27 protein-coding genes and 2 pseudogenes are annotated in these 23,396 nt (G+C 63.4%); 12 read left to right on the plus strand and 17 right to left on the minus strand.

What is annotated here, in order from left to right:
* Positions 1–6 precede the first annotated feature (6 nt).
* Together MNOD_RS18390 and MNOD_RS18395 are read left to right on the plus strand one after the other, a co-directional pair.
* Positions 7–513 carry a hypothetical protein gene (locus MNOD_RS18390; protein WP_015930444.1) on the plus strand — a complete coding sequence of 169 codons (507 nt, stop codon included), beginning with the start codon at positions 7–9 and terminating at the stop codon, positions 511–513.
* Position 514: 1 nt separating this feature from the next.
* Positions 515–880: a hypothetical protein gene (locus MNOD_RS18395; protein WP_015929235.1), complete on the plus strand. Its 366-nt coding sequence runs from the start codon at positions 515–517 to the stop codon at positions 878–880.
* A gap of 253 nt (positions 881–1,133) precedes the next feature.
* Here the strand turns inward: MNOD_RS18395 and MNOD_RS18400 are convergent, their stop codons facing one another.
* Positions 1,134–1,337, minus strand: a complete 204-nt coding sequence (locus MNOD_RS18400) for a hypothetical protein (protein ID WP_015930445.1) — start codon at positions 1,335–1,337, stop codon at positions 1,134–1,136.
* A 1,595-nt stretch (positions 1,338–2,932) separates the two neighbouring features.
* Between MNOD_RS18400 and MNOD_RS18410 the strand changes: the two genes are divergently transcribed.
* Positions 2,933–3,226 (plus strand): helix-turn-helix domain-containing protein, encoded by a 294-nt coding sequence (locus MNOD_RS18410; protein ID WP_244424527.1) that lies wholly within the window; start codon positions 2,933–2,935, stop codon positions 3,224–3,226.
* A gap of 203 nt (positions 3,227–3,429) precedes the next feature.
* Here the strand turns inward: MNOD_RS18410 and MNOD_RS43540 are convergent, their stop codons facing one another.
* Both MNOD_RS43540 and MNOD_RS18420 read right to left on the minus strand, forming a co-directional pair.
* The gene (locus MNOD_RS43540) at positions 3,430–3,717 is read right to left on the minus strand and encodes a hypothetical protein (protein ID WP_015930449.1); all 288 of its coding nucleotides are present in this window, start codon (positions 3,715–3,717) and stop codon (positions 3,430–3,432) included.
* A gap of 509 nt (positions 3,718–4,226) precedes the next feature.
* Complete coding sequence (locus MNOD_RS18420; protein WP_015930450.1) at positions 4,227–4,481, minus strand: hypothetical protein; 255 nt, start codon at positions 4,479–4,481, stop codon at positions 4,227–4,229.
* 103 nt (positions 4,482–4,584) lie between these two features.
* Here MNOD_RS18420 and MNOD_RS18425 point away from each other — a divergent pair, with 103 nt between their 5' ends.
* Positions 4,585–4,851 (plus strand): hypothetical protein, encoded by a 267-nt coding sequence (locus MNOD_RS18425; protein WP_015930451.1) that lies wholly within the window; start codon positions 4,585–4,587, stop codon positions 4,849–4,851.
* Here the strand turns inward: MNOD_RS18425 and MNOD_RS18430 are convergent.
* On the minus strand, positions 4,842–5,081 hold the full coding sequence (locus tag MNOD_RS18430) for a hypothetical protein (RefSeq protein ID WP_043748989.1): 240 nt from the start codon (positions 5,079–5,081) through the stop codon (positions 4,842–4,844). The genes MNOD_RS18425 and MNOD_RS18430 overlap by 10 nt on opposite strands.
* Before the next feature lie 450 nt (positions 5,082–5,531).
* Here MNOD_RS18430 and MNOD_RS46800 point away from each other — a divergent pair, with 450 nt between their 5' ends.
* Positions 5,532–5,729 carry a hypothetical protein gene (locus tag MNOD_RS46800; RefSeq protein ID WP_157091504.1) on the plus strand — a complete coding sequence of 66 codons (198 nt, stop codon included), beginning with the start codon at positions 5,532–5,534 and terminating at the stop codon, positions 5,727–5,729.
* Between the two features lie 1,275 nt (positions 5,730–7,004).
* Here MNOD_RS46800 and MNOD_RS18445 read toward each other — a convergent pair.
* The 4 genes and pseudogenes from MNOD_RS18445 to MNOD_RS46805 form a co-directional block, all read right to left on the minus strand.
* Positions 7,005–7,202 carry a hypothetical protein gene (locus tag MNOD_RS18445; RefSeq protein WP_244424528.1) on the minus strand — a complete coding sequence of 66 codons (198 nt, stop codon included), beginning with the start codon at positions 7,200–7,202 and terminating at the stop codon, positions 7,005–7,007.
* A gap of 90 nt (positions 7,203–7,292) precedes the next feature.
* Complete coding sequence (locus MNOD_RS18450) at positions 7,293–7,811, minus strand: Ros/MucR family transcriptional regulator (RefSeq protein ID WP_015930455.1); 519 nt, start codon at positions 7,809–7,811, stop codon at positions 7,293–7,295.
* A gap of 276 nt (positions 7,812–8,087) precedes the next feature.
* On the minus strand, positions 8,088–8,306 hold the full coding sequence (locus MNOD_RS18455) for a DUF6894 family protein (RefSeq protein ID WP_244424529.1): 219 nt from the start codon (positions 8,304–8,306) through the stop codon (positions 8,088–8,090).
* Between the two features lie 1,064 nt (positions 8,307–9,370).
* Positions 9,371–9,457, minus strand: a pseudogene (locus tag MNOD_RS46805) (IS6 family transposase); the annotation flags it as partial.
* Between the two features lie 183 nt (positions 9,458–9,640).
* Here MNOD_RS46805 and MNOD_RS18465 point away from each other — a divergent pair.
* The 3 genes from MNOD_RS18465 to MNOD_RS18475 all read left to right on the plus strand — a co-directional run bounded on the left by MNOD_RS18465 (position 9,641) and on the right by MNOD_RS18475 (position 10,953).
* The gene (locus tag MNOD_RS18465) at positions 9,641–9,874 is read left to right on the plus strand and encodes a hypothetical protein (RefSeq protein WP_015927300.1); all 234 of its coding nucleotides are present in this window, start codon (positions 9,641–9,643) and stop codon (positions 9,872–9,874) included.
* A gap of 226 nt (positions 9,875–10,100) precedes the next feature.
* The gene (locus MNOD_RS18470; protein ID WP_083786496.1) at positions 10,101–10,418 is read left to right on the plus strand and encodes a helix-turn-helix domain-containing protein; all 318 of its coding nucleotides are present in this window, start codon (positions 10,101–10,103) and stop codon (positions 10,416–10,418) included.
* Between the two features lie 271 nt (positions 10,419–10,689).
* On the plus strand, positions 10,690–10,953 hold the full coding sequence (locus MNOD_RS18475) for a hypothetical protein (protein ID WP_043748996.1): 264 nt from the start codon (positions 10,690–10,692) through the stop codon (positions 10,951–10,953).
* A gap of 607 nt (positions 10,954–11,560) precedes the next feature.
* Here MNOD_RS18475 and MNOD_RS43550 read toward each other — a convergent pair.
* Positions 11,561–12,522, minus strand: a protein-coding gene (locus tag MNOD_RS43550) for an IS630-like element ISMno11 family transposase (RefSeq protein ID WP_076611772.1) whose coding sequence is annotated in 2 segments (ribosomal slippage) — positions 11,561–12,183 and positions 12,183–12,522 — 963 coding nt in all. Because the reading frame shifts where the segments join, the coding sequence is not laid out codon by codon here.
* 413 nt (positions 12,523–12,935) lie between these two features.
* On the minus strand, positions 12,936–14,246 hold the full coding sequence (locus MNOD_RS18495) for a hemolysin family protein (RefSeq protein WP_043748998.1): 1,311 nt from the start codon (positions 14,244–14,246) through the stop codon (positions 12,936–12,938).
* On the opposite strand from MNOD_RS18495, the gene MNOD_RS50675 reads away from it, so the two are divergent.
* Positions 14,225–14,353, plus strand: a complete 129-nt coding sequence (locus MNOD_RS50675; RefSeq protein ID WP_157091721.1) for a DUF3309 family protein — start codon at positions 14,225–14,227, stop codon at positions 14,351–14,353. The two genes, MNOD_RS18495 and MNOD_RS50675, sit on opposite strands and share 22 nt — an antisense overlap.
* Before the next feature lie 330 nt (positions 14,354–14,683).
* Positions 14,684–14,944, plus strand: coding sequence for a hypothetical protein (locus tag MNOD_RS46820; RefSeq protein WP_157091505.1), 261 nt, complete (start codon positions 14,684–14,686; stop codon positions 14,942–14,944).
* Between the two features lie 396 nt (positions 14,945–15,340).
* Here MNOD_RS46820 and MNOD_RS18500 read toward each other — a convergent pair.
* The 3 genes and pseudogenes from MNOD_RS18500 to MNOD_RS18510 form a co-directional block, all read right to left on the minus strand.
* Positions 15,341–15,699, minus strand: a pseudogene (locus MNOD_RS18500) (integration host factor subunit alpha).
* Positions 15,700–16,158: 459 nt separating this feature from the next.
* Positions 16,159–16,392 carry a hypothetical protein gene (locus MNOD_RS18505; protein ID WP_015930463.1) on the minus strand — a complete coding sequence of 78 codons (234 nt, stop codon included), beginning with the start codon at positions 16,390–16,392 and terminating at the stop codon, positions 16,159–16,161.
* A gap of 30 nt (positions 16,393–16,422) precedes the next feature.
* The gene (locus MNOD_RS18510) at positions 16,423–16,773 is read right to left on the minus strand and encodes a CsbD family protein (protein ID WP_015930464.1); all 351 of its coding nucleotides are present in this window, start codon (positions 16,771–16,773) and stop codon (positions 16,423–16,425) included.
* Between the two features lie 864 nt (positions 16,774–17,637).
* On the opposite strand from MNOD_RS18510, the gene MNOD_RS18515 reads away from it, so the two are divergent.
* Entirely contained in the window at positions 17,638–17,862 is a 225-nt protein-coding gene (locus MNOD_RS18515; protein WP_015930465.1) for a hypothetical protein, read from the plus strand.
* 484 nt (positions 17,863–18,346) lie between these two features.
* Here the strand turns inward: MNOD_RS18515 and MNOD_RS46825 are convergent, their stop codons facing one another.
* The 4 genes from MNOD_RS46825 to MNOD_RS43560 form a co-directional block, all read right to left on the minus strand.
* Positions 18,347–18,526 (minus strand): hypothetical protein, encoded by a 180-nt coding sequence (locus MNOD_RS46825; RefSeq protein ID WP_015930466.1) that lies wholly within the window; start codon positions 18,524–18,526, stop codon positions 18,347–18,349.
* A gap of 260 nt (positions 18,527–18,786) precedes the next feature.
* Entirely contained in the window at positions 18,787–19,170 is a 384-nt protein-coding gene (locus MNOD_RS18520) for a DUF2493 domain-containing protein (RefSeq protein ID WP_015930467.1), read from the minus strand.
* Between the two features lie 694 nt (positions 19,171–19,864).
* Positions 19,865–20,839 (minus strand): O-methyltransferase, encoded by a 975-nt coding sequence (locus MNOD_RS46830; RefSeq protein WP_015930468.1) that lies wholly within the window; start codon positions 20,837–20,839, stop codon positions 19,865–19,867.
* 3 nt (positions 20,840–20,842) lie between these two features.
* Positions 20,843–22,168 carry an ATP-binding protein gene (locus MNOD_RS43560; RefSeq protein ID WP_198157522.1) on the minus strand — a complete coding sequence of 442 codons (1,326 nt, stop codon included), beginning with the start codon at positions 22,166–22,168 and terminating at the stop codon, positions 20,843–20,845.
* Between the two features lie 151 nt (positions 22,169–22,319).
* Here MNOD_RS43560 and MNOD_RS18525 point away from each other — a divergent pair, with 151 nt between their 5' ends.
* On the plus strand, positions 22,320–23,396 hold the full coding sequence (locus MNOD_RS18525; RefSeq protein WP_015930470.1) for a DNA cytosine methyltransferase: 1,077 nt from the start codon (positions 22,320–22,322) through the stop codon (positions 23,394–23,396).

Raw genomic sequence — 23,396 nt, forward strand, 5'->3', positions numbered from 1 at the left:
GTCAGCATGCATCTCCCGGGCACTCAACACACCGTCTCGCATCCGGCGGGGCCCTACAGCTCGAACCGCCTGTTCGAATGGGCCATGGCGGTGATGATGCTGCTGATCGCCCTGACGCTCGCGCTGCCAGGCGACACCCTGGAGCGGGCCTCGCTCAAGCCGATCGCGGACCTTGGCTTCGGCGAGGGCAGCATGGCCTTCTTCTTCGGCGCGGTGGGCGTGCTGCGCATCACCGCGCTCTACCTCAACGGCCACATCAACAACGGGCTGGTCCGCCCCAACGGAGCCAACGTCCGGGCGATCTGCGCCGGCTTCGGGGCGCTCATCATGGGCCAGCTCACCCTCGCCCTGGTGGTGGAGGCCATCACTGCAGCGGCACCGTCCTTCGTGATCCCGGTGTTCGGGACACTGACCCTGTTCGAGGCGCTCTCCTGCTACGTGGCACGTCTGGATGCGGTCGACCGCAAGTCGCGGCTGGGCCAGGCGTTAATAGCCCTGGAGCAGGTGGGCTGAGATGGAACACCTGATCGCCTTGCTGCCTCTCCTGTCCTCCATGCCGGTGCTGCAGGTCATCGTCGGCGGGCTGGTGTCGGTGGTCTGCGTCGCGATGGTGCTGCGGGCCAATCGCGACAAGGCTGAGGCCCCGCCACCGGCGCCCGGCAGCCTCGCGGACGGCCCGCTGCTGCACTTCCAGGGTCCGGCGGCGCTGCTCGACCTCCAGCGCGAGATCCGCGACCTGCTGCGCCAGGGCACGGAGGCCCAGAGCCGGATTGCGGAGTGCGTGCGGATCATCCGTGAGGAGAGCCGACGTCAGACCGAGATCCTGGACCGGATCGAGCGCGAGCAGGCCGTGCAGGGGCGGGCCAACCGCGAGCACTGAGCCCTGCGTCAGATCCTGGAGCGCACCGAGCCCGCCCTGCACGCCGCGGCGGGCTATTTCGTTGCCGGGGAGGCTGTGCTTTCCTGTGTCAATCTCCAAGTTCGACACTGCGCCCGGCTGCCTCTCACCGCCGGGTTTTTTCGTCTCAGGCCGTACCAAAAGGCCATCCCGCCCGAGCCGGTGATGTGCTCTTCTACTCAGGACCTGCGATCCCTTTGCCCCGCCCGGCGCCGCCGTGGTGGGGCTTTTCGTTTCAGGGCTCCTCATCCGGCCAGGGCACGTCCCGCCCAAGCACCTGGTAGTGCGCCGGCAGCGGGCCGGATCCGGTCGGGTGCCAGCCGGTCTCGGCATGGACCCGAGCAGAGTGGGCCAGCATGGCGCGCATCACGCCGATCTCCCGGGAGCCGCAGGCAGAGCAGCTCACGGCCGCGGTGATGTGGCTGTCCGCGCGCACCATCCCGGACCTCTGGGCCGCTATTACCCCGCGCTGACCCACTTCCGTCCGGCCAAGTGTTGAAACACCTCGCCACAGCGGGGTACGACGCAACTTGATCGATTGCCGCCCTAAGCAGCCCCAAGAAGACAGCCCAAGAGGTTTTTTGACCTATCCACTCAGCCCGCCACGGCGAGCCGCCTTCCGTGTCGGACGCCTGTCTGGATCTGCCGCATGGGCCCCTGCGTTGACTCGTTCGACACGGGCCAGAAGCCCCGTGTCAGCCAACGTACATAGGGAGCTCTCCCGATGAAATCTGCGCCCATTCTTGGCGCATGCGCCGCAGCCGTAGTGTCCCTCAGTTCAATCGCCCTTGCAGCGGAAGGGACGACCACAGGAGCAGGAGCCGACAAACCGGCAGCGGCGGGGAATGCTCAACAGGAGCCACGCACGACCGGCACGACACCAGGCGCAAATGTTGGGGGCGGAGCGCCCGGCGTCGCAGGACAGCCAGGTGGCCGAGCCGATCCCGGCCACCCGCCGGGTCCAGGCGAGCGTCCTGAATCCAAGCAGAAGTGAAAGAACCGCAAGTTCGCTGTGCTGGCCGCGCGCAACTCGGCGATGGTCGGCGGCCGCAACCCCGGCCGTACTCGTAGGCGCGACGGGGGTTGCGGCGGGTCACGCGGGCCTCGCCAGCATGGTCACAATCAGCGCCGGCTGGACGCTGCTGGGCAGGCGCTGAGATCGCCGGTCAGGCCCCGTCCGGCCCATCCTTCTTGCGATTCGGCGGTGGGGACGGCATGCCGCGATGCCTCATCTCCGCACGGATCACCGCACCCTCCACTCGCTCGCTCCTAAGGGCGAGGACACTGAAGCGGAGCGCCTTCAGCAGTTCCTGCCGCTGTTCGCGGAGGCACTGGCGCTCCCGCTTAAGCGCTTGAGCATCGTCCAAGACCGCTTGAGTATCGCGTGCGACATGGTCGGTCATGGCGACCTGATGCACCCGATCCGCGGTCGCGTCGTTCAGCTGGGTTACTTCGCCCCGAGCATGCGCGCCTGCTACGGATGCGAACTGGGGGTGAGATCTCACCGGTGAAGAGCCGCAGGGATGACCAGCGCCGAGGCCCCCGACATCGTGGCAGAGATGGAACCATCGCAGGCTGCCGCGCGATATGCCTGCGGTTATGGACGTTCTTTCAAGGTCGGCCGGGCTTCCCTCACCCGCTGCCGGCGCTTCTTTGTGCGCCGGTCGAGTTGCTCCGCAAAGACAACCCTACAGCGGAACAGGCTGCGCCGCGCCGCGATGAATTCAATGGCCATGTCTAACCCCCATGGCCCCCTTGCTCACTGCCGGCTGGATCACGCATCTCCGGCCGGCTTCTTTCTAGCCAGCGAGGGACAGCGCGCCGGCCCCGGGCAGTGTCCTCACCCGCGGTCGGCGTCTCTTTGCCCGGCATCTGCCCGGTTCAGGCCGACAGATCGCCGCAGTAGATCCGCCGGCCCGCGAGGCCCGCTGATCGTCACCGGTAATCCCCATTTATCTCCGGCGAATGAGACCTCCGGAACATTGTCCCGAGGCTCTCATTCCCATTGACATGACAGACGAGGTTCACCAGCGCTTGCGCGCCACGATGACTGAGAAGCCCCTCGGCAAGCAGCAGGTCGCGCAGATGATGGGGATGCATCGGCGCACGCTGAGCCGCCGGCTGAAGTCCGAAGGCACGAGCTTCACACAGGTCGCCGACGAGACGCGGCTTAGCATCGCGAAGCAGTTGTTGGCCGACACCACCCTGAGCCTAGCGCAGATCTCGGCCGCGCTGGAGTTCTCCGATCCGGCCGCCTTCACGCATGCCTTCCAGCGCTGGACCGGCACAACGCCAAGCGCATGGCGGAAAGAACACCGGCGCCATTGAAAGCCGGTAGCCCAGGTTAAGGCGCCACGCCTGCCGGCGTGGTTGTCTGGGGTGCTCCTCCCAATGGTGCCCTTCTCAGCCCGCCCGGTCCTGCCGTGGCGGGCTCTTCTCCGTTTCCCGCATCTTACGGCGTACCGCAAGCAGGCTAACCTTGAGAGGACCGTGGTGGTGCACAGGCTCAAACCTCCGGTGCACCGCAAAGATTACCTACCGCTCGGAGCGGCCGTGCTGCCGGTGACAGCATTGCCACGACTGTAACCCGCCGGTGCGCCGCGCGTGACGTTGTTGAAGCGCCCGCCTCTACGCATCACGCCGAAGCGGCGATGGCGGGCTCGCCGCATGTGATGGTGGGCCACCCGGGCTTCACTGATGATGCCCTCCGGCGCCGCGACCCCTTGGCTAGAGCCGATCGGCAGGGCGGCGGCCGGCTCGGTGAGAGCGGCCGCGCCGATCCCGGCGAGTACCGCGGCTGTGATGATGGCTATCCGCACGCGATCAAGCTCCTCTGGCCGTCCTTGCTGACGCCTCGCTCCGGTTGAGGGGTCGAAGCGTCTGAAGTTAACTCCGCGAGCGGACTCTTCTTTCCACCTCACAAACTTAAGTTCAGAGCAGCCCGCCCGGCCCCGCCGCGGCGGGCTTTTTCGTTCCGGCGCTACGCTGCCGCCCGGGGCCTGAGAAGGTTCGGCCCGGGTGGTTCCAGCATCCGGGCCCCGCTTGCGCGGGCGACCCGCCCACGAGGAGTAAGCGGCTCACGGGACTCGCACTACCGCGGAATACGTGGCGGGGCAAAGGCCGCGCCGCGCCCTATCATCTCCCGTGAGATTGACGGCTCCTTGATGGCGGCGTGCCGGGATGATGAGGGTCCGGTGCTGGAAGCCTCGCGGCGGCGCTCTGCGTGAGCCCGAGCGCGGCAAGCGCCATGCGAAACTCACGATCCGTCAGGGGCCGCGCTCGGTCCTCACTCCCGATCAAGTCAGGGGAATCGGGTGCCGGCGTCGCCTCAGCCGCCGGCGAGCTGCTCGGCGAAGTCCTCCGGCACCTCACCGAACTGGCCGAGGATCACGACGCTCTCCAGCTCGCCGGTCTCGTTGTCGGCCCGGATCTGGAGAGCCGCTGCGCCCGGCTTGCGGGTCGCAATCGCCTCGGCCCGCTTGAGCGCGCCGCTCCCGGTTGGCGCCACATCGCGCGCGCCCGGTACGAGGCGCTTCCGCTTAAACTCGGAGGTCTGGATCAGGTAGGTCGTCCCCGTCGCCATCGCTCGCCTCCGCGCTGCTCCCTCTGGGCAGCGTGCAGGTTCTGATTTTGTTCTATCATCGGCGCTCGCGCGAGTCTCGCCCGGATTGAGCGGAGCCATGCCGATGACCAGAATCCAGGACGCCCCTGAGATCGTGCACGCCTTCATTCACGAGGGCGAGGCGCGGGCCTGGGCGCTGCCCTACGACGGCCGGTTCGAGGTTGCGGGGGATCAGATCAATGTGACCTACGATCCGGCGCGTAGTGGGCAGGTCTGGACGGCGGCGGTGATGCGAGGGAGTCGCGTTGTCTACCGTCTCACGGCCGAGGAGGTGCGGGCGATCGTCGGCTGCTACGAGCTGCGAGATTGTCGGGGTAAGCGCTACCCGTGACCGTCGCGCTGCAGCACCCACCGCAGCCGCCCGACCGTCCCGACCGAGACCCCAAGGTCATCCGCGATGTCCGCCCGCGGCCGGTCCGCCAGGATCACCGCCGCCACGTCCGGCGCCCGCCACCAGCCGGCCGGCCGCAGTGACGGGCCGAACAGGGCGGTCCGGGCCTTGGAGGTGCCGCCGACCGAGCAGCCATGGCGCACGGCAAACGCCTCCAGCGTGAGGTCCACCAGCCTCGGCCCGCGCCGCCCACCATGCGGCCCGGTCGGTGATGTAGTGGTGGCCGAGCAGCCGCCGGATGCGCTTGATTGCGGTCGCGCCGATGGGCAGGCCCAGCACCGCACCGCCGTGAGCGCCGCCGGAGGCGCGCCACGGCTCCAGGCGCGCCTCGAGGGCGAGCTATTACGCGGGCCTCGCCAGCAGGATCGCCGTCCGCACCGCCATGCGTGTTAGGCGCCTTAAGAGCATCTGGTGGTCCGCGTCCGACACGGATGGGCCCTTCAAGAAGGCGACCGTGTCCAAAAGCCGGCAGATGGCGCCGGCCGGCTGGGGCGCAAAGCAGTATTTGGAACAGATTTCCAGCCAACGTGGTTATTGTTTCGCAATCCGTGAAAAAAGGAGCCGCCATGCTTGGCGTGGCAGTAGGCAGGCGTGTGCGTATCAGCAGAAAGATTTGAGAGATGAGCTTCGTAGTTGTCGGCTGGAAATCCGGCATCAGTGCTATTTTTCACAAGGAAACCCCTGTGGCTGCCCTTGAAAAGGCCCGCGATCTTGAATGCACGTCCCATGAGGCGGTGGTTATCAGGGACATTACAGGCAGAGACTATCAACCCACTCAGTTCGATCGTTTGTTGGTGAGCCCGGGAAGACGCGCATGATCACGGAAGTGCGTTTCGACCCCTCAAATTTGTCCTGCTGCGGCGGGGGCGTGGCCCAGGGCTGGGTGAATGGACGACACTCGCCAACCGGAAGATCAGCCCCTCAGGGGTGCTCACGGGCATGGCGGCTTACCCGGACCGGCCCAATGGGCGTCCAGGCGCGCTGACCGCGCTTTCGCCGGCCGACTCAGCCCGTGAGCATGCCAGGGCAGCATGGGACTGTGCTGATCTGGCTCAACCCGGGCGGTTCCATCCGCTGAGCCGTCATGTTACGCCAGCCGCAAAGCTGTGCTGAAACAAAGCCACGCTGAAGCATAGTATCCCAAAGAGATATGTGACTGATGTATCCACACCAGTCTAGTTTTTATTGTCTGGATCCTGACCTCAGGAGGCCGGAATGTACCCCTCGTTGGACGATGTGATCGCCCAAACGGAGCGCTGGCTCGCGCATTACGAGCAGTGCTGCACGCGGTGGTCAGAATTTGCTGCAAACAGGAACATGCTGATGCAGAGCATGTTCAGGCCACCCGCGGTGCAATCGGTGCGTCCGCGCCTTCGAGCCCATGCGGACCGAGGCGATCTCCGTCTCGGCCGCTAGAGCGCTCCCCGCCGAAGTGGATACCGGTTCGGCGTGAGGGAGCGCGAAAAATCAAAGACTTGGGAGCCGTGCCCGTTTCAATCGAAACGGTCGCGGCTCTAGAGAGATATGTTTGGTCCCGCTCCCGTTGTAGCGCGCCGCCTTCTCCCGCGCGAAACTGTTCAGGCGGGCCGCCAGCGGCTGGGGAGCCGCCGAGGCTCTCCAAGCTAGCCTCTGAAGCTTGATGGCCGTCTAGCCCTCGTCCAGGCGCCGGGAACCGGCCTTTCAGATCGCCGTCCACCCGTCGGGCCACGGCACGTCCCGTCCGACCACCTTGTAGTGCGCGGGCTGCGGACCGGATCCGCTCGCGCCCCAGCCGCTCGCAATGTGGAGGCGCGTGCGGCGCCGGCTGTCTGGAAGGTCTACCTGACCCTGCTGGCGAGCCGGCTCGGGGCGGACTTCCATGGCCAGTCTGTGGTGGGAGCTCGGCGAGTAGCCCCACAAGCCTTGGGCACTGCTGCAGGCCTGCATCGCAAACGAGGCGTCCGCCCTCAGCGGGCCCTCGCCGTAGAACAAGCGAAGACAGCAGGCGTCTCACGCGATCCGGCCGCCCTCAGAGCCTGCCTCGGTGCCCTGCCGATCTGGTCAGGTCCAGGCACGTTCTGCTTCGAACAAGCGATCACATGCCGGTGAGGCCCTTACTCGTCCACGGGGACAGCTACCGCCGCCCCATGATCTGCGGTCGTGGGCGGCGCGGCGGCCATGCCGGCCACCAAAATACCGAGCGCCAGGGCTGTCGCACTCAGCACGATACTCACCACGCCAGCCCACTGCTCAAGGTGTGGCATGACCGCCAGACCGGCGGCGAAAACGAGAACCACGACCAGCGGCAGCATGGGGAATGCGAGCACTTGGATACCTCAGCTGTAGGGAGAGCCGATAGATCGCCTCCCGCCAGCCTTGGCTCCAGCCCGCGATATGTCGCGCTAGCTCGCCGTCTTCGGCCGCCCAGAACTCCGCTTCGGCTTGGCCGGCGCACTCACCGTCGCGGCAGTGGCCGCACGCTTCTCCGCAGCGGTCTTCCGGCGGTTCTGACCAAGGCCCGACGCCTTGGCGAGTTCGGAGCGTTGGCTCGCGTAGCTCTCAGCGACCATCGGGTATGTCGGTGGGAGCCCGTACCTCGACCGGTACTCGTCCGGCGACATTCCGTGACGCGTGAGATGCCGCTTCAGGGTCTTGTACGGCTTGCCATCGATGAAGCTGACGATGTGGTCTGGCGTGATGGACTTCCGGATCTGGGCGGCGGTCGGCTTCGGCGTCTCTTCCGCGGCGGGCGTGGAGGGTTTGCCCAGTTCACCGAGCGTCCGGCTCACCGCCGCGATCAGGTCCGGCAGGTCGGCCGGACGGACGACGTTGTTCGAGACGTACGCCGAAACAATGTCGGCGACCAGTTCGATCGTACCTGCCTCAGAATGCGACGTGGGAGCGCCTGCTTCGTCGCTCATGGATGAAACCTCCCAGACGAGGTAGGTCTTGCAGTGGCCGCTCTGGTAGTCGACGTGGTAGAACGACAACCCACAGCTGAATTTGCGGACGCCTGTCAAATTGGAGCTGTTAGCCAACCCTCTCTCAGCGCTACATAGACAGTTGCCGACGAGCTCGCTTGAGTTGTGATGGCCAATACTGCCACCGCGCGCCATTGTCGTTCACTATTTCCTTCGACCTAATCCTAATTATTTGGCGCGTTCGGAGCGCTGGGCCGCGTAGCGCGGCCTACTCGCCTAGACGATCGGGATCGTGGCAAGGTTCGCATCGGCCCCGGTGCGAATGACGAGTCTCCAGCCCTCTTCGAAGTCGGCCAGCTCGCCAGCAGCTCTCATCTCCTCGAGCGCGGCCTCGGCTTGCTTCACGGCGTCGGCCAAGTCCTCAGCCTCAACACCCTCGTTGTCGCGGATGGTGGTGAAGCCATCAGTGAGGTCGAAGTAGAAGCGCTGTGCCACGGAGCTCCCCACGGTACGCATCACGGGGCCAGCACGGAACGGCCTACCTATGTGGTCAGTCACCGGCTCTCCCCGCCCCGGGCGAATTCTGCTTATCTATTCGATATGTAACCAATTGTAACAGCTTATTTTTCACTTACTTGAGGTTATTCTGAGAAGGCTGTAAACTGTGAGTAGCTAGGCGGTATCGACTGAATCTGCGCCACTCTAGCTGGCTAATGTGCAACCGAACTTTGCTCGATGCGTATATCGTCCTCCTCAGCATGGAGGCCAAGATGAATGTCGCGCTGTCGAAGCTCAAAGGTGTTCATATGAGCCAGGACTCACCTGAGCAGAGCGACAAAGTACGCATACATATTATAAAGATTATTAGGAAGCTGATCGCCTCTCAAGACAGAGAGAAGTCGCAAAAATAAGCCAGCGGCCGATGCGGAGGGCTGCGGCGGGCGTCCGATAGCCTGGCAGGCGACGGAGTCTCACCCCGCGGGATGGGTTGCATCGCGGTGCCCCCTGGAGATCCGCAGCGGCGTAGCCCGGCATAGTCTTAGCCAGATTAGCCGAGCGACCGCCAGGGCCCTCCGGAGGCAGTTAGACTAGCCCTCGACTGGCGCCCCGCGCGGACCGGGGCGGAATGCTTCCGAGCACTTCCCGGAGGCACCATAACGCGTTCCATACCCGCCCTTATGCGAATGGGCCGCCCTCACGCGCGCGAGGCCGAGCACATCTTCCAGCTTGGTAACTGCAACTTCCGGAGGTAGATCGCATTGACGGGTGCTCCGGCTAGAAAGCCGGCTCACTTCGATGTGCGAGGGGGCGTTCAGGATGGTCGACACGTCACGCCGGTAGGTCGTCCGCCGCGCCCTGCCACCAGCCCTGATTGTCGCCCCACCGCCTCTCGTTCCGCTGGTCAACGACGAGGTGGAGCGTGTGCTACGGCGCTTCGCCGGACTGAGCATACGGGCTCAGGATGAGGGCGATCCCGAACTGGCCGTGTGGATCGATCATGCGGGACTTCGGGCCGCCGCTGCGCGGCTCAGGCTGCAGAGCGAGGCGCACCCGTAGTGAACGATGAGCGTCGCCTCGAAATGCCATCCCTTGAAGTCGCCCCGGGTTTGGCGCTTCAACTTGAGGGCGAGGGCGTTGAGGATCATGGGCCGGCTCTCGGGCGGAGGCGGCAAGCTGGGCAGGTATGGCGAACGACCCGTGAATGCCGTCGCGTTCGCGTTTGCGACAGCCCCTTTTTTCTGGTGTTGCACCAAGCAACGAGGCTTCCCTGATGCTGAGGAACGAAATTTCGGGGAGGCTGTTCCCGTAAGGACATTATGGAGGGAGAAATGAAAACATTCCTTGTGACCGCCGTTTGCGCGGTGGGGATTTTTTCGATCTCACCAGCCTCAGCCCAGAACATCGAAATCGGCCCTGGCGGGCCGAGCGTCGACTTCCGCTCACGAGGGGAACGCGAGCGCGACATCGAACGCCAAGAGATGAGACGAGACCGTGCGATCGAGCGCCGCCGCGAGTACCGGCGAGAGCAGGAGCTGCGCCGCGATGAGGACGATGAGGATTAACCCGCGGGCGAGCTGGCTTCGGCGCTGACGTGAAATTGTTGGTTCGAGCGGGCCGAGTACAACCCTGGCATCCTGGAGCGGGCCGCCGCGGCGCTCGAAGCCCTGAGCACGAGCCGGGCGAGCCCAATCTCCTTGTCACGCGCTCATTGCCGGTGACAAAACCGGCATTTATCGGCGGCGAATGAGACTTCCGGAACATTGTCCCGAGGCCCTCATTCCCGTTGACATGACAGACGAGCTTCACCAGCGCTTGCGCGCCACGATGACTGAGAAGCCGCTCACTGCGCAGCAGGTCGCGCAGATGATGGGGATCCATCGGCGCACGCTGAGCCGCCGGCTGAAGTCCGAAGGCACGAGCTTCACACAGGTCGCCGACGAGACGCGGCTTAGCATCGCGAAGCAGTTGTTGGCCGACACCACCCTGAGCCTAGCGCAGATCTCGGCCGCGCTGGAGTTCTCGGAGCCGGCCGCCTTCACGCATGCCTTCCGGCGCTGGACCGGCACGACACCGAGCGCGTGGCGGAAGGAACACCGGCGTCGTTGAAAGGCCATGTGGCGCGGAACGTCCAGACGGAGCTCGGCTAGCAAAGTTTAGAGCGCTGCGCCGGTAGGTGTGTTCCTCTGGACCAGTTCGATCCCCATCGAACCAGACCTCAGCCCGCCCGGCCCCACCGCGGCGGGCTCTTCTCGTCCCATACTTGCACTTATGCGAACGGACCGGCTTCGCGCGCGAGGGCGGATACAGCCACACAGGAGCTATTAACAACCTGAAGTTCGGCTCTAAGAACCACGTCGAGGTGCGGGCGTTGTCCGGCATGGCCAATCGGATCACCCTCAAGCTGAAACTGGCTGGTGTCGTCGCGCTGATCCTGATCGGAGCGGGCGCGGTCACATGGTGGGAAGGCTCGTACAGGTCTCGGCCGCGCCTTCCGGACTTGCCGATGACGGAGGCCAGGATCATCCCACCGCCGGAGCCCACGCCTCTGATCAACACTTTCGACGTTGAGACGACCGCCTCCGTCGTGCCGCCGCAGGAGGTGATCAGGGCGACCGAGCCGACCAGGCGTTCACGACGGTGATTGAAGCCGGCGTTGTCGCTTATGCGAATGGGCCGGCGTCACGCGCGAGGCTGAGGCCTCCAGCTCGTCGCCTTCAACCTCCAAGGTGAATGCCATCCGCGACCGCCTGGGCTACGAAGCCGGCTCGGTTTGATTCGCGGGGCACAGGATGACCGGGACCTCATGCTCCTTCGTCGTGCCGTCGCCTGTGATGGCCGCTCCACCTCCCGCTCTGCTGGTCAATGACGAGGTGCAGCGGGTGCTGCTCCGCTTCGCCGGTCTGAGCACGCGTGCAGAGGAGCAGGATGATCCCGAGATGGCCGCTGGATCGATCGGGTGGGCCTGCTGGCCGTCGCTGCGCGGCTACGTTCTCAGGACGGGGCAGATCCGATCCGGTAACGCAGGTTAAGGCGCCGCACCGGCAGGTGTGGTTGCCTCTGCCCACCTCAGTCAGTTCGCCACTGCAGGACCGGGCGGGCTCTTCTTCGTCCCATACCGGGCGGGGCTTCTGCGAATGGGCGGCGCGCGTTCCTGACCAAGCTCAACGCCGGCCCGAAGTATGTGTCGAACTTCACCAGCCCGGTCTTGTCGATGTCGAAGGACCTGCCGCGGCTAGAGCCGCTCCCGATCAGGTTGAAGCGTAAGCATCATCCTCGTATCCAGCAGCTGTGAAGTAGTTGCGGCACTCAGCCGGCGAGAAGCATTTGAAGGCTTGGTGGATCGCCGCCCAGAGTTCACTGACACTGCGGGCCGCCGCCCTGCGCAACAGCGCTTTCAGCTTGGCGAAGGCCTGCTCAATCGGGTTGAACTCAGGTGAGTACGGAGGAAGATAAAGCAGCCGGGCCCCGGTTGCCGCGATCGCCTCGCGCACGCCGGCCACCTTGTGAGCGCCCAGATTGTCCAGGATCACGGTGTCGCCGGGTCTCAGGGTGGGGACCAGGGTGTCGGTCACGTAGGCGCGGAAGCGTTCGCCCGTCACAGGGCCGTCCAGCAGAGCGATCGCGTCAGGCCCGCTCGTGCGCAGCCCGGCAATCACAGTGGTGGTTTTCCAGTGCCCTGCGGGTGCCGCGAGGCGGCAACGCTCGCCGCGCGGGGCCCAGCCGTAGCGGCGGACCATGCTGGTGGTGGCGGCGGTCTCATCCAGGAACACCAGTCGCTCCGGATCCAGCTCAAGCTGGCCGGCAAACCACGCCTCACGAGCCGCCTTTACATCCTCCCGCTCCTGCTCAGCTGCGTACGTCGCCCTTTTTTCCGCGTGATGCGGTGCCGGGCGAAGAAGCGCGACAGGCTACTGCGGCTGACCGGAACGCCTTGCTCCTGGAGCGTCTCGCAGAGCTCATGCAGGAAGCTCTGCGGGTGGGCTTGGTAGGTCTGCAGGATGAGCTCGGCATGAGCCTCGATGCGCTGCGAGCGCTGGTCGCCGCCCATGGGCTTGGGCGTGACATCTCCCTGGCCCTCCTGCTGCCTGGACCAGCGGCTGACGCTGGCCACGCTGACCCCGAAGCGCGCGGCGGCCTGATGGCAGGAGGCGCCTTCTGCAACGGCCGAGACGACGCGCTGGCGCAGGTCGACAGACAAAGCTGAGGGCATGGGCCACCTCCGTTGAGCCGCCCCCCCGGGGACCGGCCAACGCGTTGCCATCACCACGGTTTCAACCCGCTCGGACCCCGCTCTAGCGGCGCTGAAGGTCGAGGAAGCCCGCCGCGTTGAGGAGGCGCGACGGACCCTCCCTCAGAGGTTGCCGGCTTGGTTCTGCGGGGCCCGGCACCAGGCGGCGGAAGCCCGGGAGAGCTCGGGAGCGCCAGCCCACAGTTATCCTACACCCGAAGGCACGAAGCCCGCCAGCGACTCCCTGAACGGTGCCTGGCGGCCGGTTCGAGGTCCGCGCGAGACCTTCGGAAGACTTCCGCAGGCACCGTAACGCATCCCATACCGGCCCTTATGCGAATGGGCCGGTGTTGCGTGGATTGGGCATTATGGGCCTACGTCTCGATTACGACCACTTACTCCATCCGTGTCGCCAGCACCTTGTCGACGCGCTGGCCGTCCATGTCGACGACTTCCAGCCGCCAGCCGTCCGCCACGACGCTGTCTCCCACTGCCGGGATGCGGCCGAGCTGGAAGATGATGAAGCCGGCCAGCGTGTTGAAGTCGGCCGCCTCCGGCTCCTCCGTGATGCCGAGGCGCTCGAATGCCTCCTTGGCCGGCATCATGCCGTCCATGAGCAACGAGCCATCTTCCCGCTCGACCACGGTAGGCTCTTCCCCGAGTTCCGGGATATCGCCGGCGATAGCCTCCAGGAGGTCCGTCGGCGTGACGATGCCCTCCAGACTGCCATACTCGTCGACCACGATGGCCATCTGAACCGGCTTGCGCTGGAAGGTCTCCAGCACGGCCAGCACCGACATCGCCTCGTGCACCACGATCGGTGGCCGCGCGGCGGCGGCGACATCGAGGGGATTGCCGTCGAGGACCTGGTCGAGCAGGTCCTGCTTGCGCACGACGCCGACAACGTCATCGACAGTGCCCCCGCTGACCACGATCTGGGCGTGGTTGCAGGCCCGTACCGCCCTCAGGATCCGCTCTTGATCATCCTCGAGATCGATCCACTCGATCTCAGGCCGAGGCGTCATGATCTCTCGAATACGGCGCTCGCTTAAGCCGAAAATCCGCTCCACTGCCTCCTGCTGCGCGGCTCGAATAAGCCCTGCCTCGCGGCTCGCCTCGACCAGGAGGTTCAACTCGGCCGTTGAGTGCCGGGCCCCCTCGCCGTGGCCCGACCGCAGGCCAAACAGGTGCAGCACGCTGTTGCCGAGCCCATTCAGGAACAGGATGGCGGGCCGGAAGACAACCAGGAACAGCCTGAGCGGCCGAATCACCGCAAGGGCCGTGCGCTCGCTGCGCTGAAGGGCGAGGCTCTTCGGGGCGAGTTCGCCCAGCACGATATGAAGGGCTGTGATGATGAAGAAGGCAACCACCACTGCGATCGTGTGTGCCGCCGCGGTGGAGAGGATGCCCGGCAGCCAGGCGAGGGTGGGCTCGATCAGGTGCGCGAGCGCCGGCTCGCCGATCCAGCCGAGCGCCAGGGACGAAATGGTAATGCCGAGCTGGGTCGCGGCGAGATAAGCATCGAGATGGTCGATCGCCCGAAGTAGGGCCCGCGCGTTCGTCCGCCCCTCGTTGACGAGTTCGGCGACCCGGCTCCTGCGGACCGCAACGAGGGCGAACTCGGCTGCCACGAAGAAGCCGTTGGCGAGCACCAGGGCGATGACGGCCAGGAGGCCTAAGCCGGCTGCCCAACCGTCGTCCGAAATCGTCGTCTCCCGGGTTTGCGCGTCGTGGACGCTGTCTAGCCCCTGGCGGGGTTGTCGGCCTAATCCTGGTGATCGTGATCATCCTCGCGGTCGTGGGACGGATCTGACATCGGCTACCTGCTGCGCATCGAAACACGGCCTTTCGGCGTTCCTGATTGCGGCGCGCCCCCTCGCCCATCGCTGGGTCGGTCGCGATCCGATTCGCCCACTCGTGCGCCGCGACGACCGCGGCGAGGTCGAGAGCGACGCCCTCTGCGATCAGCCGCATGCCAGGGGAGGGGTCGTTCAGGTAGTCGCGGACGGCCCATGGCCGCGCAGCGGGTCGCCGCAGGCGCCGGGCTTGAGGGCGGGGCTCGCACCCTGAGCGGATCGGCGTAGAATGCTTCCGAGGACTATCCGGCGGGGCGGTTTCGCGCGCGACTATGGAGGCGGTCGCCATGTCTGACCTCTTTACGACCCACTATCTCGGTTGCAATGAGTCTGTTCATCCAGATTACCTTCTGATCAAAGTACACAATCACGAGGATGGAACTAAAACTGGCAGAATAACGGCAGGAGAGATACAGAACAACAACATATTCGATGAAGAATGCGAAGGAGATCTAGACAGAATTATTGAACGTGCCAAGCATTGGCTTGCGTCAAACTATAATACTCCGGTGACAATTTACATTGACGACGAAGATCGCAGGGTCTGACCACCACCGCCTCGCGCTCAAGCTTCCGGTATAGGCGGATAGCCCCTTGCTCTACAGGCGGTCAGTCTGAGCGCGCCCGGGCCTGCGGTGGCGGGCTTTTTCTTTTCGCTCGCCCGCGTCCCCGCGATATGAGGCAGCCCGCCGCGTCGTACAGGAGGCGCGACGGGCCCTCCCAGAGGAGGTGCCGGCGGCTTGGTTCCGCGGGGCCCGGCACCAGGCGGCGGAAGCTCGTGAGAGCTCAGGAACGCCAGCCCACGGCACCCTACACCCGAACGCACCAAGCCCGCCAGTGAGTCCCTGAAGGATGCTTGGCGGCCGGATCAGGGCCCGCGCGGGGGACGACATAGCTTCACTGTGGGCCGGGACAACCGGCGGTCGGTGTGCGCCGCTCCCAGGTCACTCGTCGTCTTCGATCTCGGCCAGTCCACCAGTCACGTGGGCCTTGAGCACGTTCGAGGGCTTGAACACCATCACCCGGCGCGGCGCGATCGCCACCTCGACGCCGGTCTTGGGATTGCGCCCGACGCGCTTGCCCTTGTCGCGCACCACAAGGAGCCGAAGGCGGACAGCTTCACGCTCTCGCCCGAGGCGAGGCAATCAGTGATCTCCGACAGCACCGTCTCCACGAGCGCCGCCGACTCGGTTCGCGACAGGCCCACCCGCTGATGGACGGCCTCGGTCAGGTCAGCCCGCGTGATCGTCTTGCCTGCCATCCTGCTCCCCCCAGAGCCGCTTCCTGTGCCCCTTGGGTTCATCCTCGCTCTAGCGTCGAATCTCGCGAGCCGCTCCGCTCGCCGCGGCCCTGCCGTCCCGGCAGCCCTTGGACGGCTCCGCTGGCCTCCACGGACCAGAACCCTCCCGCCCGGCGCAGTGGCTCAAGCGCAGCCTCGAGGCTCGATTCTGGTGCCCTGCTCCTCTCCTCGCCCATAATCGGACCGGTTCCCGGTGAGCTTTGCATGTGGGCGACCTGAGCCGCTGGCATGGCCCTGGGGGCGCAGGGAGGCTTATAGGCGGGCGTTGCAGCGCAGACGGCGGGATCGCCGGCCGGCTGGCGCCGGGGCTCGACGGACCCGCTGTGCCCACACCTTCGCCGCGGCGAAGGCCTGCCCAGAATCGGCGCCGAACCGGTACACAAATCGCCGGCAGTTCGCGAGCGTCTCGACTCACTCGTCCGGCCTGAACCCGGGGCGCGGCGGCCGGCCGGAGGAAAGGGCTCAGGGCTCCGGGTCGAGGAGCTGCGGGTAGCGCTCCACCAGAGAGGCCAGCCGGCCCGAAAACTCCAGAGCTCTGATACGCCCGTTGCGGCCAACCGCGCGAGCAATATCGGCGATAGCTGGGTCGCCCTCTCGCTCGGCAATCTCAGCGCAGTCGAGCGCGAGCGTCTCGTTCTCGGCGATGGCGCCAACGAGAGCGGAGTAGAGGGACCGGACTTGCCTGTCCTTGCTCATCCGCAGAGCGGACCGCGAGCGTGCCGCTGCTCAGCGGCGCGCATGGATCAGCCACCCCACAAAGTAGCCAATGCCGGCAGCCACCAGCAGAGTTCCAAGTGGCGCAGCCTTCGTATATCGCCTGACAGCCTCGTTGCCCTGCCGGTACACCTCCTCGGCACCTGGTAGACGCTCGCCTCCCTTGTCGATGGCGTCCTGCAAGCGGTCCACGGTCTGGCCGATGGCGTCCTTGGCCTGCCCGGCCAGGTTCTCGGCCGTGCCCTGGGTTTCTCTTGCCCGACCCTCGACTTGGGTTTTGGTGTCGCCCGTGAGGTCGCCCACGGCACCCTGAACCTGCCCGGCAGCCTTGTTGATCTCTCCGGTCACGCGCTTCTCGTCCATGGCCTGCCTCGCTCAGCCGGGCCGCCCAATGAGGAAGCCTTCAGAGGATGCAACGCGCGTCGAGAGGCTTTGTCCCGACAGCTAGCAGCGGTCGACGTCCAGGCCCCGGGAGAGGCTCTGGCTGGAGACCAGGACCATCAACGAGGAGGCGGCAGGGGGAGAGCAGCAGCGGTCATATCGGCCTGTTGGGGCCGGCAGCTGGCGCGGGAATATCAGACTGCAGGTGGGCTAAGCCCCCTCGAGACGCTGCCGGGTAATCACGCGGATAAGCCTAAATCAACGCGCTCACACACGCCCTCCAGAGTATGTTATTGTCGGTTTTTGAGGGGATCAGAATGAAAGTCAGAACGATCACCGCGCCACACAGGAGGATACTTCTGTGCGCAATATTTATCTCAATGATCTCCACGGCTTATGCAGAAGCGCGCCCTCCAGCCGCACGCCTTGAAACTGCTGCTGATCGACACTCCAAGGCCGAATCAAGCAACTCACCAGAGGCTCAAGAGAGGCGCCGGCGAGCTAATGTTGATGCAGCCGCCGCTAAGCGAGACGCGGCTGACAAGCTACGTACAGAGCGCCTAGACCGAGTATCCAACTCGATCTGCATCGGTTGCGGCGGCCCTGTGGTCCCGTTCGATCCTACCGGGGGCGCTCCCTCTCTCAGGAAGCCTCCATCGCGAAGCCAGTCGCGCTAGAGCCGTACCCGATCAGGTTGGAATGGGCACGGCTCGTAAGGCTCTGTCTTGACGCGCTTCCTAACGCCGAACCGGTGGCCGCTTCATTGAGTAGCGCTCTAGACGCCGGAGCATGTCGGGAGCACGATCCAACGCTTCCTATATGCCCCGTTCAGATACGAGGTGAGCCGTGGATCATGAATTGGAGCGCTTCGAGGCTAGGACCGAGGACGGCACTGTTCGCACCATCATCGCTTGGCAGACGTTTGCGCGAACCGGCGGCCTCAGCGGATCGCGCATCCTGAAGGGACAGCACCGGTTTACGCTGCTCAATGGCAAGGGTGTGGTTCAGCTTGATGGCGGTGCCTTTCAGGTGATCGCGAGCGGCGAAGTCCTGCACAGGATTGCCGTGTGATCTGAGGCCGTCACCCGTACAAAGAGTCCGCACCGGCTATGATGCAACCTGATCGGATGCCGCTCTAGGGATCTTATTAGAGTCTCGGCTTGCCCAGTCTTGCCCTCGCGGGAGGCTGGCCGGGACGCATAGGAGACGCATAGGACAAGTTCGCGCACGACCCGCCTGCTATGGGAGACCTTGGAGGAGCGATTGCCACAGCACCCTTGGATCGCGATGGAAGCGGACGCGTAGCAGGCCAGCCTCGCACGCGAGGGAGTTCGGGGTGCATCGGCTCTCATGTGAATGAAACCGTCCGACCCTGGTGTCGCGTGCCTCAGTGGCACGGCGACTGGCCCGGCGACAGGCTGGCGAGCCCGCGGCTCCATTCGAGAATGGTGGGGGAGGGGGCGTCGAGGGGGGTGGGTCGGCCATGGCGGGACGCTACCCGCGGGCGAGCCTGTGCACCAACTCCCGCTGGTCATCGTCCACCATGCCGGCGCGGTCAGTTGTCCTGATCCGGTTGCCTCAGGACATGATGCTCTTCGCGGGTTGCGGCGCGCCGCTCACGGCGATGCGTCAGCCACTTCGCGAACCGCCCCCAGGTATTATGCTCGCCGCCGAGGCGACGGGACCAGTACTCCCGGATGTGGCCTTTGCGCTCAGCGCGTTCGCCGTATGCCATCGCTCACCTCCAGCCACTCCTGCACTTCACTGGCGCCAGCTTCATCGTGATCATCAGGGTGAGGAGCATCCCGGCGTGGATCGAGACGCGCGCGGCCGTTGGCCCATTTCCGGCATGTCCTATCGCTCACTCTCAGGAAGCAGGCCGCCTTGTAGAGGGCGACGTCGAGGCGCTTGAGCGCGTCGCGAACGGCGATTTCATCCCCAGTCGAAGCATACCGAAAACTGTCGGTATGTGGGAGCTTTTCTCGCCTCTGAACGTCAATTTTCGACGAGCCCTTCCGAGAACGGATCGCACCCCTCCCTTCCATTCCTCACGACCCTGATCCCGGCCGCCTCGGCATTCCGGACGCAATCCGCCGTGCCGCGCACGCCTGGGAATGCGAGCACCAGGTCAGGCCGGCCCTCTGCGATCATGCGGGCATTGCGGAGCGGGCCGGCGGCGCGGCCGTGCTGGCGCCAGTCGGCTATGCATCGCTCGCAGTGGAAGTTGCGGCTCCAGCCCCAATCCCAAGCCAGCGTGTCCGCGCCCGGCTCACCGCCACACATGAAGGCGGACATGGTCGGCAGCAGCGCGTCGAGCTCCATATAGATCCGCTCAAGGTCCCGACACTCCCGATCGCCGGTGACGAGGATGCGGGTCATCGGGCCGCCCCGCAGGGCTGGCGCTTCAGTGGTTTCTGTCGGGATATCTGTCGCCTGATCGCTTGCCCATGGGCAGATTTCTCTATAACCCATTGCCGCGTATGGTGGGCGGTGACGGGCTCGAACCGCCGACCCTCTCGGTGTAAACGACGTGTGCTCCCCTGCTCCCCTCTGCAACTCCTTCTATGCCAAGAGCTTCTGGAGCCATTTGTTCTCGTTTGGTGCCGGGGTTTCTGGGAGATATCTGGGAGACGGGGAGGGGGCGTCGGCAGCGCTGCGTTGGCTACGCCGTTCCATGAGTGCCGCTGATTCGCCGTCCCCCACCGTCCTCGCATGGAGCCGTGGGCTCGCCAGCCTGTCGCCCGGACAGCCGCCCTGTCCCGGGCCACCAAATGCATGCCCAGAGCACGCGATGGTGGGCCGGTTCTTGGAGCTGGGCATCAGAATCTCTGAGGCGCCACTCATCAGCGGGTTTCGTGATGCCCGCATGCGGATGCGTTACACACGTCTGAGGTCGGACGCGCGGGCGGCGAAGCTGGCGCGATTGTAGCCTGATCAGAGCTCAGGTCCGAACACGCCTTTCGAGTGTCGGCCCTCATTGTCCTAGGCGCGGCACGACAGAGCTCCAATTCACAAGCGGAACAGTTTCATTGGTCGCGTCCCCGTATTTAGTACATTTATTCCTCGGCGAAGATCAGGGCTCGAAAGACGCAAAAGCGGGTAGATACCTGTAAAATGTAGCGAATTGTCTTGCATCGCGAAGGGGGGCATGCCCTGGATCAATATCTTGTCCATTCACTAATGGAAGCCTAGTTTCAATATCGCGCATCTCCTTTGGCGTCAACTTGGGAACTTCGATTCTCATGGCATCAAGTGATGGTCTATAAAAGGACAACTCCTCAAATGCACATGACGCAAAAATACTTGCTTGACCGCGATCAACAAACACACCGGAAATGGTAGTCATTTTAGCTCCGTCAGCGTACTCCCAAGCTCCTATCTGGCGAAAATCAATCCATTGTCCCTGAGGTCGGCCGCTATTACGCGAGCTAAGACAATCCTCGATTTCAGAAAGAAGCGCCTGACGCAGCAAGCGTGCCAACTTCCATCCCCGCATATCTGAGTCTACAGCATCCGACGGGACTCGAGCTACGCCTATCGCTGCCTTCAACTCATCTATTCCACTTGAAGGGCGCAACTCACCTTCGCTTGTATCTACAGAAACGAGCGGAGGAGTTTCTGCTTGAACGGATATTGTAACGACGCTTCCTGACGTCGCAGCTAAAGCTATTGTCCGCAAGTCAGCCAGCATGGACTTATTCAAAGGGTCGTCATAATCTAGCCATACTATTGATCTTAACGACCAATCGATTTTCGGAAGCTCAGCAGCCGATTCTCCGAAGCGCATCTCAATACCACGGAACGGCTTGTTGAACTCAAAACGAGCCGAATGAGCTGCTTCACGCTCGATCGAGATCATGCGCTCTATGCCGAGAGCTCTGTGAAAATGAGTAAAATCCGAAAACCAGATGGATCCGAATCCCACATATTGATAGGATTCAATAGTTGCAAACTTTGAAAGCCTCCTAAACGCTTCTGCAAGCATGCGTCTTTCAGCAAATTTGGCGGGTCTGATCGAATAATCGATGCTGCGGTAGCTGGCGGTCACGGGTTAACCTTCGATTTTCCGGTATGCTTCGTCAAAGGTCTCTTCGCCGACTGCTTTGGCACTATTCAGGCCTAGGTGGTCCATTAATGCCTCGATCTGCTCGAGCGGACGCGAGTAGGCGATTGTGCGCCTTGGAGGAGCAGAGAATCTTGTTTTGTCTGGAGGAGTAAAAGCCCTAGGCTGCCGCAGCACTTCAGCCTGTTGCGCAGTGCCAGAGCTCAATGCCTTCAACAGTGGCCCTTCGCGGCCTTGGGTCGAGATTTCGGCGTCGACCTCATTGAGAAAATCGATCACAGATCGAGTCATGATGACCATTCGCTCAAGCGTACGACGCCAGACAGGATTATCGGAATCGATACCGGTTTTGGTTGTATTCCAAGGAAGTCGACCGGCATCACGGCAATCGAAGTAAGCAACCCCTCTGAAGCGCGCATACTGATTGTGATACTTCGGAATTTCGGGCCGCTGTTCAGCGACCTGTCCCCAGCCTGTCTCCTCTGTTCGATCTGCTGCCAGGACAACTCGGCCGTTGCAGACAACATACCACCCGGCTGACTGAGGATCGGAAATGCCAACGCCTGCAACTATCCTCACCATCACCGTTTCCTGCCCCTGCAAGCTATCTTCGTAAGTGTCGACAGCTGGGGAGACGGTTCCGGTGAGCAGCTTGAGATCGGTTGCAGAAAGCGAGGATCCCTCGAACTGAATACTCAGCCCATTTGCAATGAACTGCCTCTGATGTGTGCGCAGCATCTCTCCCAGCGTGCGTTTGAAGGAGCTGGATCCGAATTTAATGCTGACCTCCGGACGCAATCGGGACACGCGGATCTCGGTACCTTGATCCTCTTCTGGCACCGAAAGCCCAGTCTCATGGCGTGTGAATGAAAAACTCCAGCTTGGAGTCTTTTCCCATTCATCCACGTCTACATCAACCGACCAGCGCTCATTCGCTGTTGTGGATAATACAGTGAATGACCTTCCAAATTTGAAGAGAGCTCTCTTCATTCCGACGCCGAACTGTCCTATCGAGAAGGGCGTATCTCTTGAACGGTCTGGGCGACCAAAACGAAAAGCGTAATTTTTTGCCGTATCAATCGAGAATCCCCCGCAATTATCAACTATGGCGAATCCTTGATCATCCATTTCAATTTTTACTTTAAGATCGTCGTAGTTTTGCTCACCGGCGTCGCGAAGGCGCTTTGCTCCATCTATACAATTGTCCACGAGATCTAAAACGGCCCTCTCGAGAGGTATATCCCGAATTAGCATGTCGACGAAAAATGACTTCGTCGGCATGACGTTAATTGTCTCATCGGCCGAGGCCGACACCTGTGATCCACCTGACATAACGACGTTCTCCCGCGCCGTCAGCTTACGTGATGTGGGCCGGCTTCCACAACTTTGAATCGAGATTTGCACAGCGGCGATCGCCAAACCGTGCTTTGGATGATACAACGCTCCGACTCGAGCCGGTTGAGCGATGCGTCTGATAGATCTTTTTTGCGGTTGTGGAGGTCTTAGCCTTGGAGCCCGTAATGCGGGGTTTAAGGTTGTATCCTCTGTTGATATCGATCCCATTCTAACGAGTTCATATCAACGCAACTTTAGAGGATCGCGACCACTAATTGCGGATATATCATCTTTAACACGATCTGAGCTACTGCGACATGCGGGTGGGCACGTCGATGGCGTAGTGGGTGGGCCGCCATGTCAAGGTTTCAGTGAGGCCGGCCTGGCAAGTCCTGACGATCCTAGACGCGGATTGCTTAGGCATTTCTTTAGGCTCGTCTCTGAATTGCGACCGTCGTTCTTTCTTATGGAGAACGTTAGGGGTTTGGCCTTCGAAAAGAACCGTCATGAGCTTGATTCCGCCCTTGAGTTGGTAGCTGGGCGATATGAGGTGCTGGGACCCGTCAAACTCGACGCGGCGATGTTCGGAGCGGCAACATCAAGGCCGCGCGTGTTCGTGATCGGATTCGACCATTCGTATGTTGATCGGCTTACCGTCGGCGAACTTCACGCGTGGCGCCGGCCCGCGGCTACGGTTTTCGATGCGATCAGCGATTTGCAAGGAGCAATGGAGGAAGGAGTCGATCCCGATGGCCTAGACTGGTGGCGCTATGGATTCGACGTGGCGCCGTCACTGTATGCACGTCGCTTGCGAGGTACGAGGCGGCTGTTCTCCGGCCACCGGCGCATCCCGCACGCGCCCGCGGTCGCCGCTCGCTTCGCGGTTGTCCCGCAGGGCGGGAGAGATATCGTCGGGCGGCACGTTCGGCTGGATTGGAACAAGCAGTGTCCAACGATCCGAGCAGGAACCGGACCGGACCGAGGATCGTTCCAAGCCGTTAGGCCGCTCCATCCCGTTGAGCCGCGCGTGATCACGGTACGGGAAGCGGCCCGCTTGCAAGGCTTCCCTGATCGTTTCGTCTTTCACCCGACTGCGTGGCACAGCTTCAGGATGATAGGAAACAGCGTGTCTCCGATCATTGCAGAGCGGATCTTCAAGGCGATTCGCTCGAAGATGTCCGACGCGGCGTCGCTGGCGGCTGAGTAG

It is taken from the genome of Methylobacterium nodulans ORS 2060, from assembly GCF_000022085.1.
Lineage (GTDB): Bacteria > Pseudomonadota > Alphaproteobacteria > Rhizobiales > Beijerinckiaceae > Methylobacterium > Methylobacterium nodulans.

What these genes read in the sequence shown, in the direction of transcription:
- MNOD_RS18390 (WP_015930444.1), top strand. Translation starts at nt 7, where the DNA reads ATGCATCTCCCGGGCACTCAACACACCGTCTCGCATCCGGCGGGGCCC.
- MNOD_RS18395 (WP_015929235.1), top strand. Translation starts at nt 515, where the DNA reads ATGGAACACCTGATCGCCTTGCTGCCTCTCCTGTCCTCCATGCCGGTG.
- MNOD_RS18400 (WP_015930445.1), bottom strand. Translation starts at nt 1,337, where the DNA reads ATGGTGCGCGCGGACAGCCACATCACCGCGGCCGTGAGCTGCTCTGCC.
- MNOD_RS18420 (WP_015930450.1), bottom strand. Translation starts at nt 4,481, where the DNA reads ATGGCGACGGGGACGACCTACCTGATCCAGACCTCCGAGTTTAAGCGG.
- MNOD_RS18425 (WP_015930451.1), top strand. Translation starts at nt 4,585, where the DNA reads ATGACCAGAATCCAGGACGCCCCTGAGATCGTGCACGCCTTCATTCAC.
- MNOD_RS46800 (WP_157091504.1), top strand. Translation starts at nt 5,532, where the DNA reads ATGAGCTTCGTAGTTGTCGGCTGGAAATCCGGCATCAGTGCTATTTTT.
- MNOD_RS18445 (WP_244424528.1), bottom strand. Translation starts at nt 7,202, where the DNA reads ATGCTGCCGCTGGTCGTGGTTCTCGTTTTCGCCGCCGGTCTGGCGGTC.
- MNOD_RS18450 (WP_015930455.1), bottom strand. Translation starts at nt 7,811, where the DNA reads ATGAGCGACGAAGCAGGCGCTCCCACGTCGCATTCTGAGGCAGGTACG.
- MNOD_RS18465 (WP_015927300.1), top strand. Translation starts at nt 9,641, where the DNA reads ATGAAAACATTCCTTGTGACCGCCGTTTGCGCGGTGGGGATTTTTTCG.
- MNOD_RS18470 (WP_083786496.1), top strand. Translation starts at nt 10,101, where the DNA reads ATGACAGACGAGCTTCACCAGCGCTTGCGCGCCACGATGACTGAGAAG.
- MNOD_RS18475 (WP_043748996.1), top strand. Translation starts at nt 10,690, where the DNA reads ATGGCCAATCGGATCACCCTCAAGCTGAAACTGGCTGGTGTCGTCGCG.
- MNOD_RS46820 (WP_157091505.1), top strand. Translation starts at nt 14,684, where the DNA reads ATGTCTGACCTCTTTACGACCCACTATCTCGGTTGCAATGAGTCTGTT.
- MNOD_RS18505 (WP_015930463.1), bottom strand. Translation starts at nt 16,392, where the DNA reads ATGAGCAAGGACAGGCAAGTCCGGTCCCTCTACTCCGCTCTCGTTGGC.
- MNOD_RS18510 (WP_015930464.1), bottom strand. Translation starts at nt 16,773, where the DNA reads ATGGACGAGAAGCGCGTGACCGGAGAGATCAACAAGGCTGCCGGGCAG.
- MNOD_RS46825 (WP_015930466.1), bottom strand. Translation starts at nt 18,526, where the DNA reads ATGGCATACGGCGAACGCGCTGAGCGCAAAGGCCACATCCGGGAGTAC.
- MNOD_RS18520 (WP_015930467.1), bottom strand. Translation starts at nt 19,170, where the DNA reads ATGACCCGCATCCTCGTCACCGGCGATCGGGAGTGTCGGGACCTTGAG.
- MNOD_RS18525 (WP_015930470.1), top strand. Translation starts at nt 22,320, where the DNA reads ATGCGTCTGATAGATCTTTTTTGCGGTTGTGGAGGTCTTAGCCTTGGA.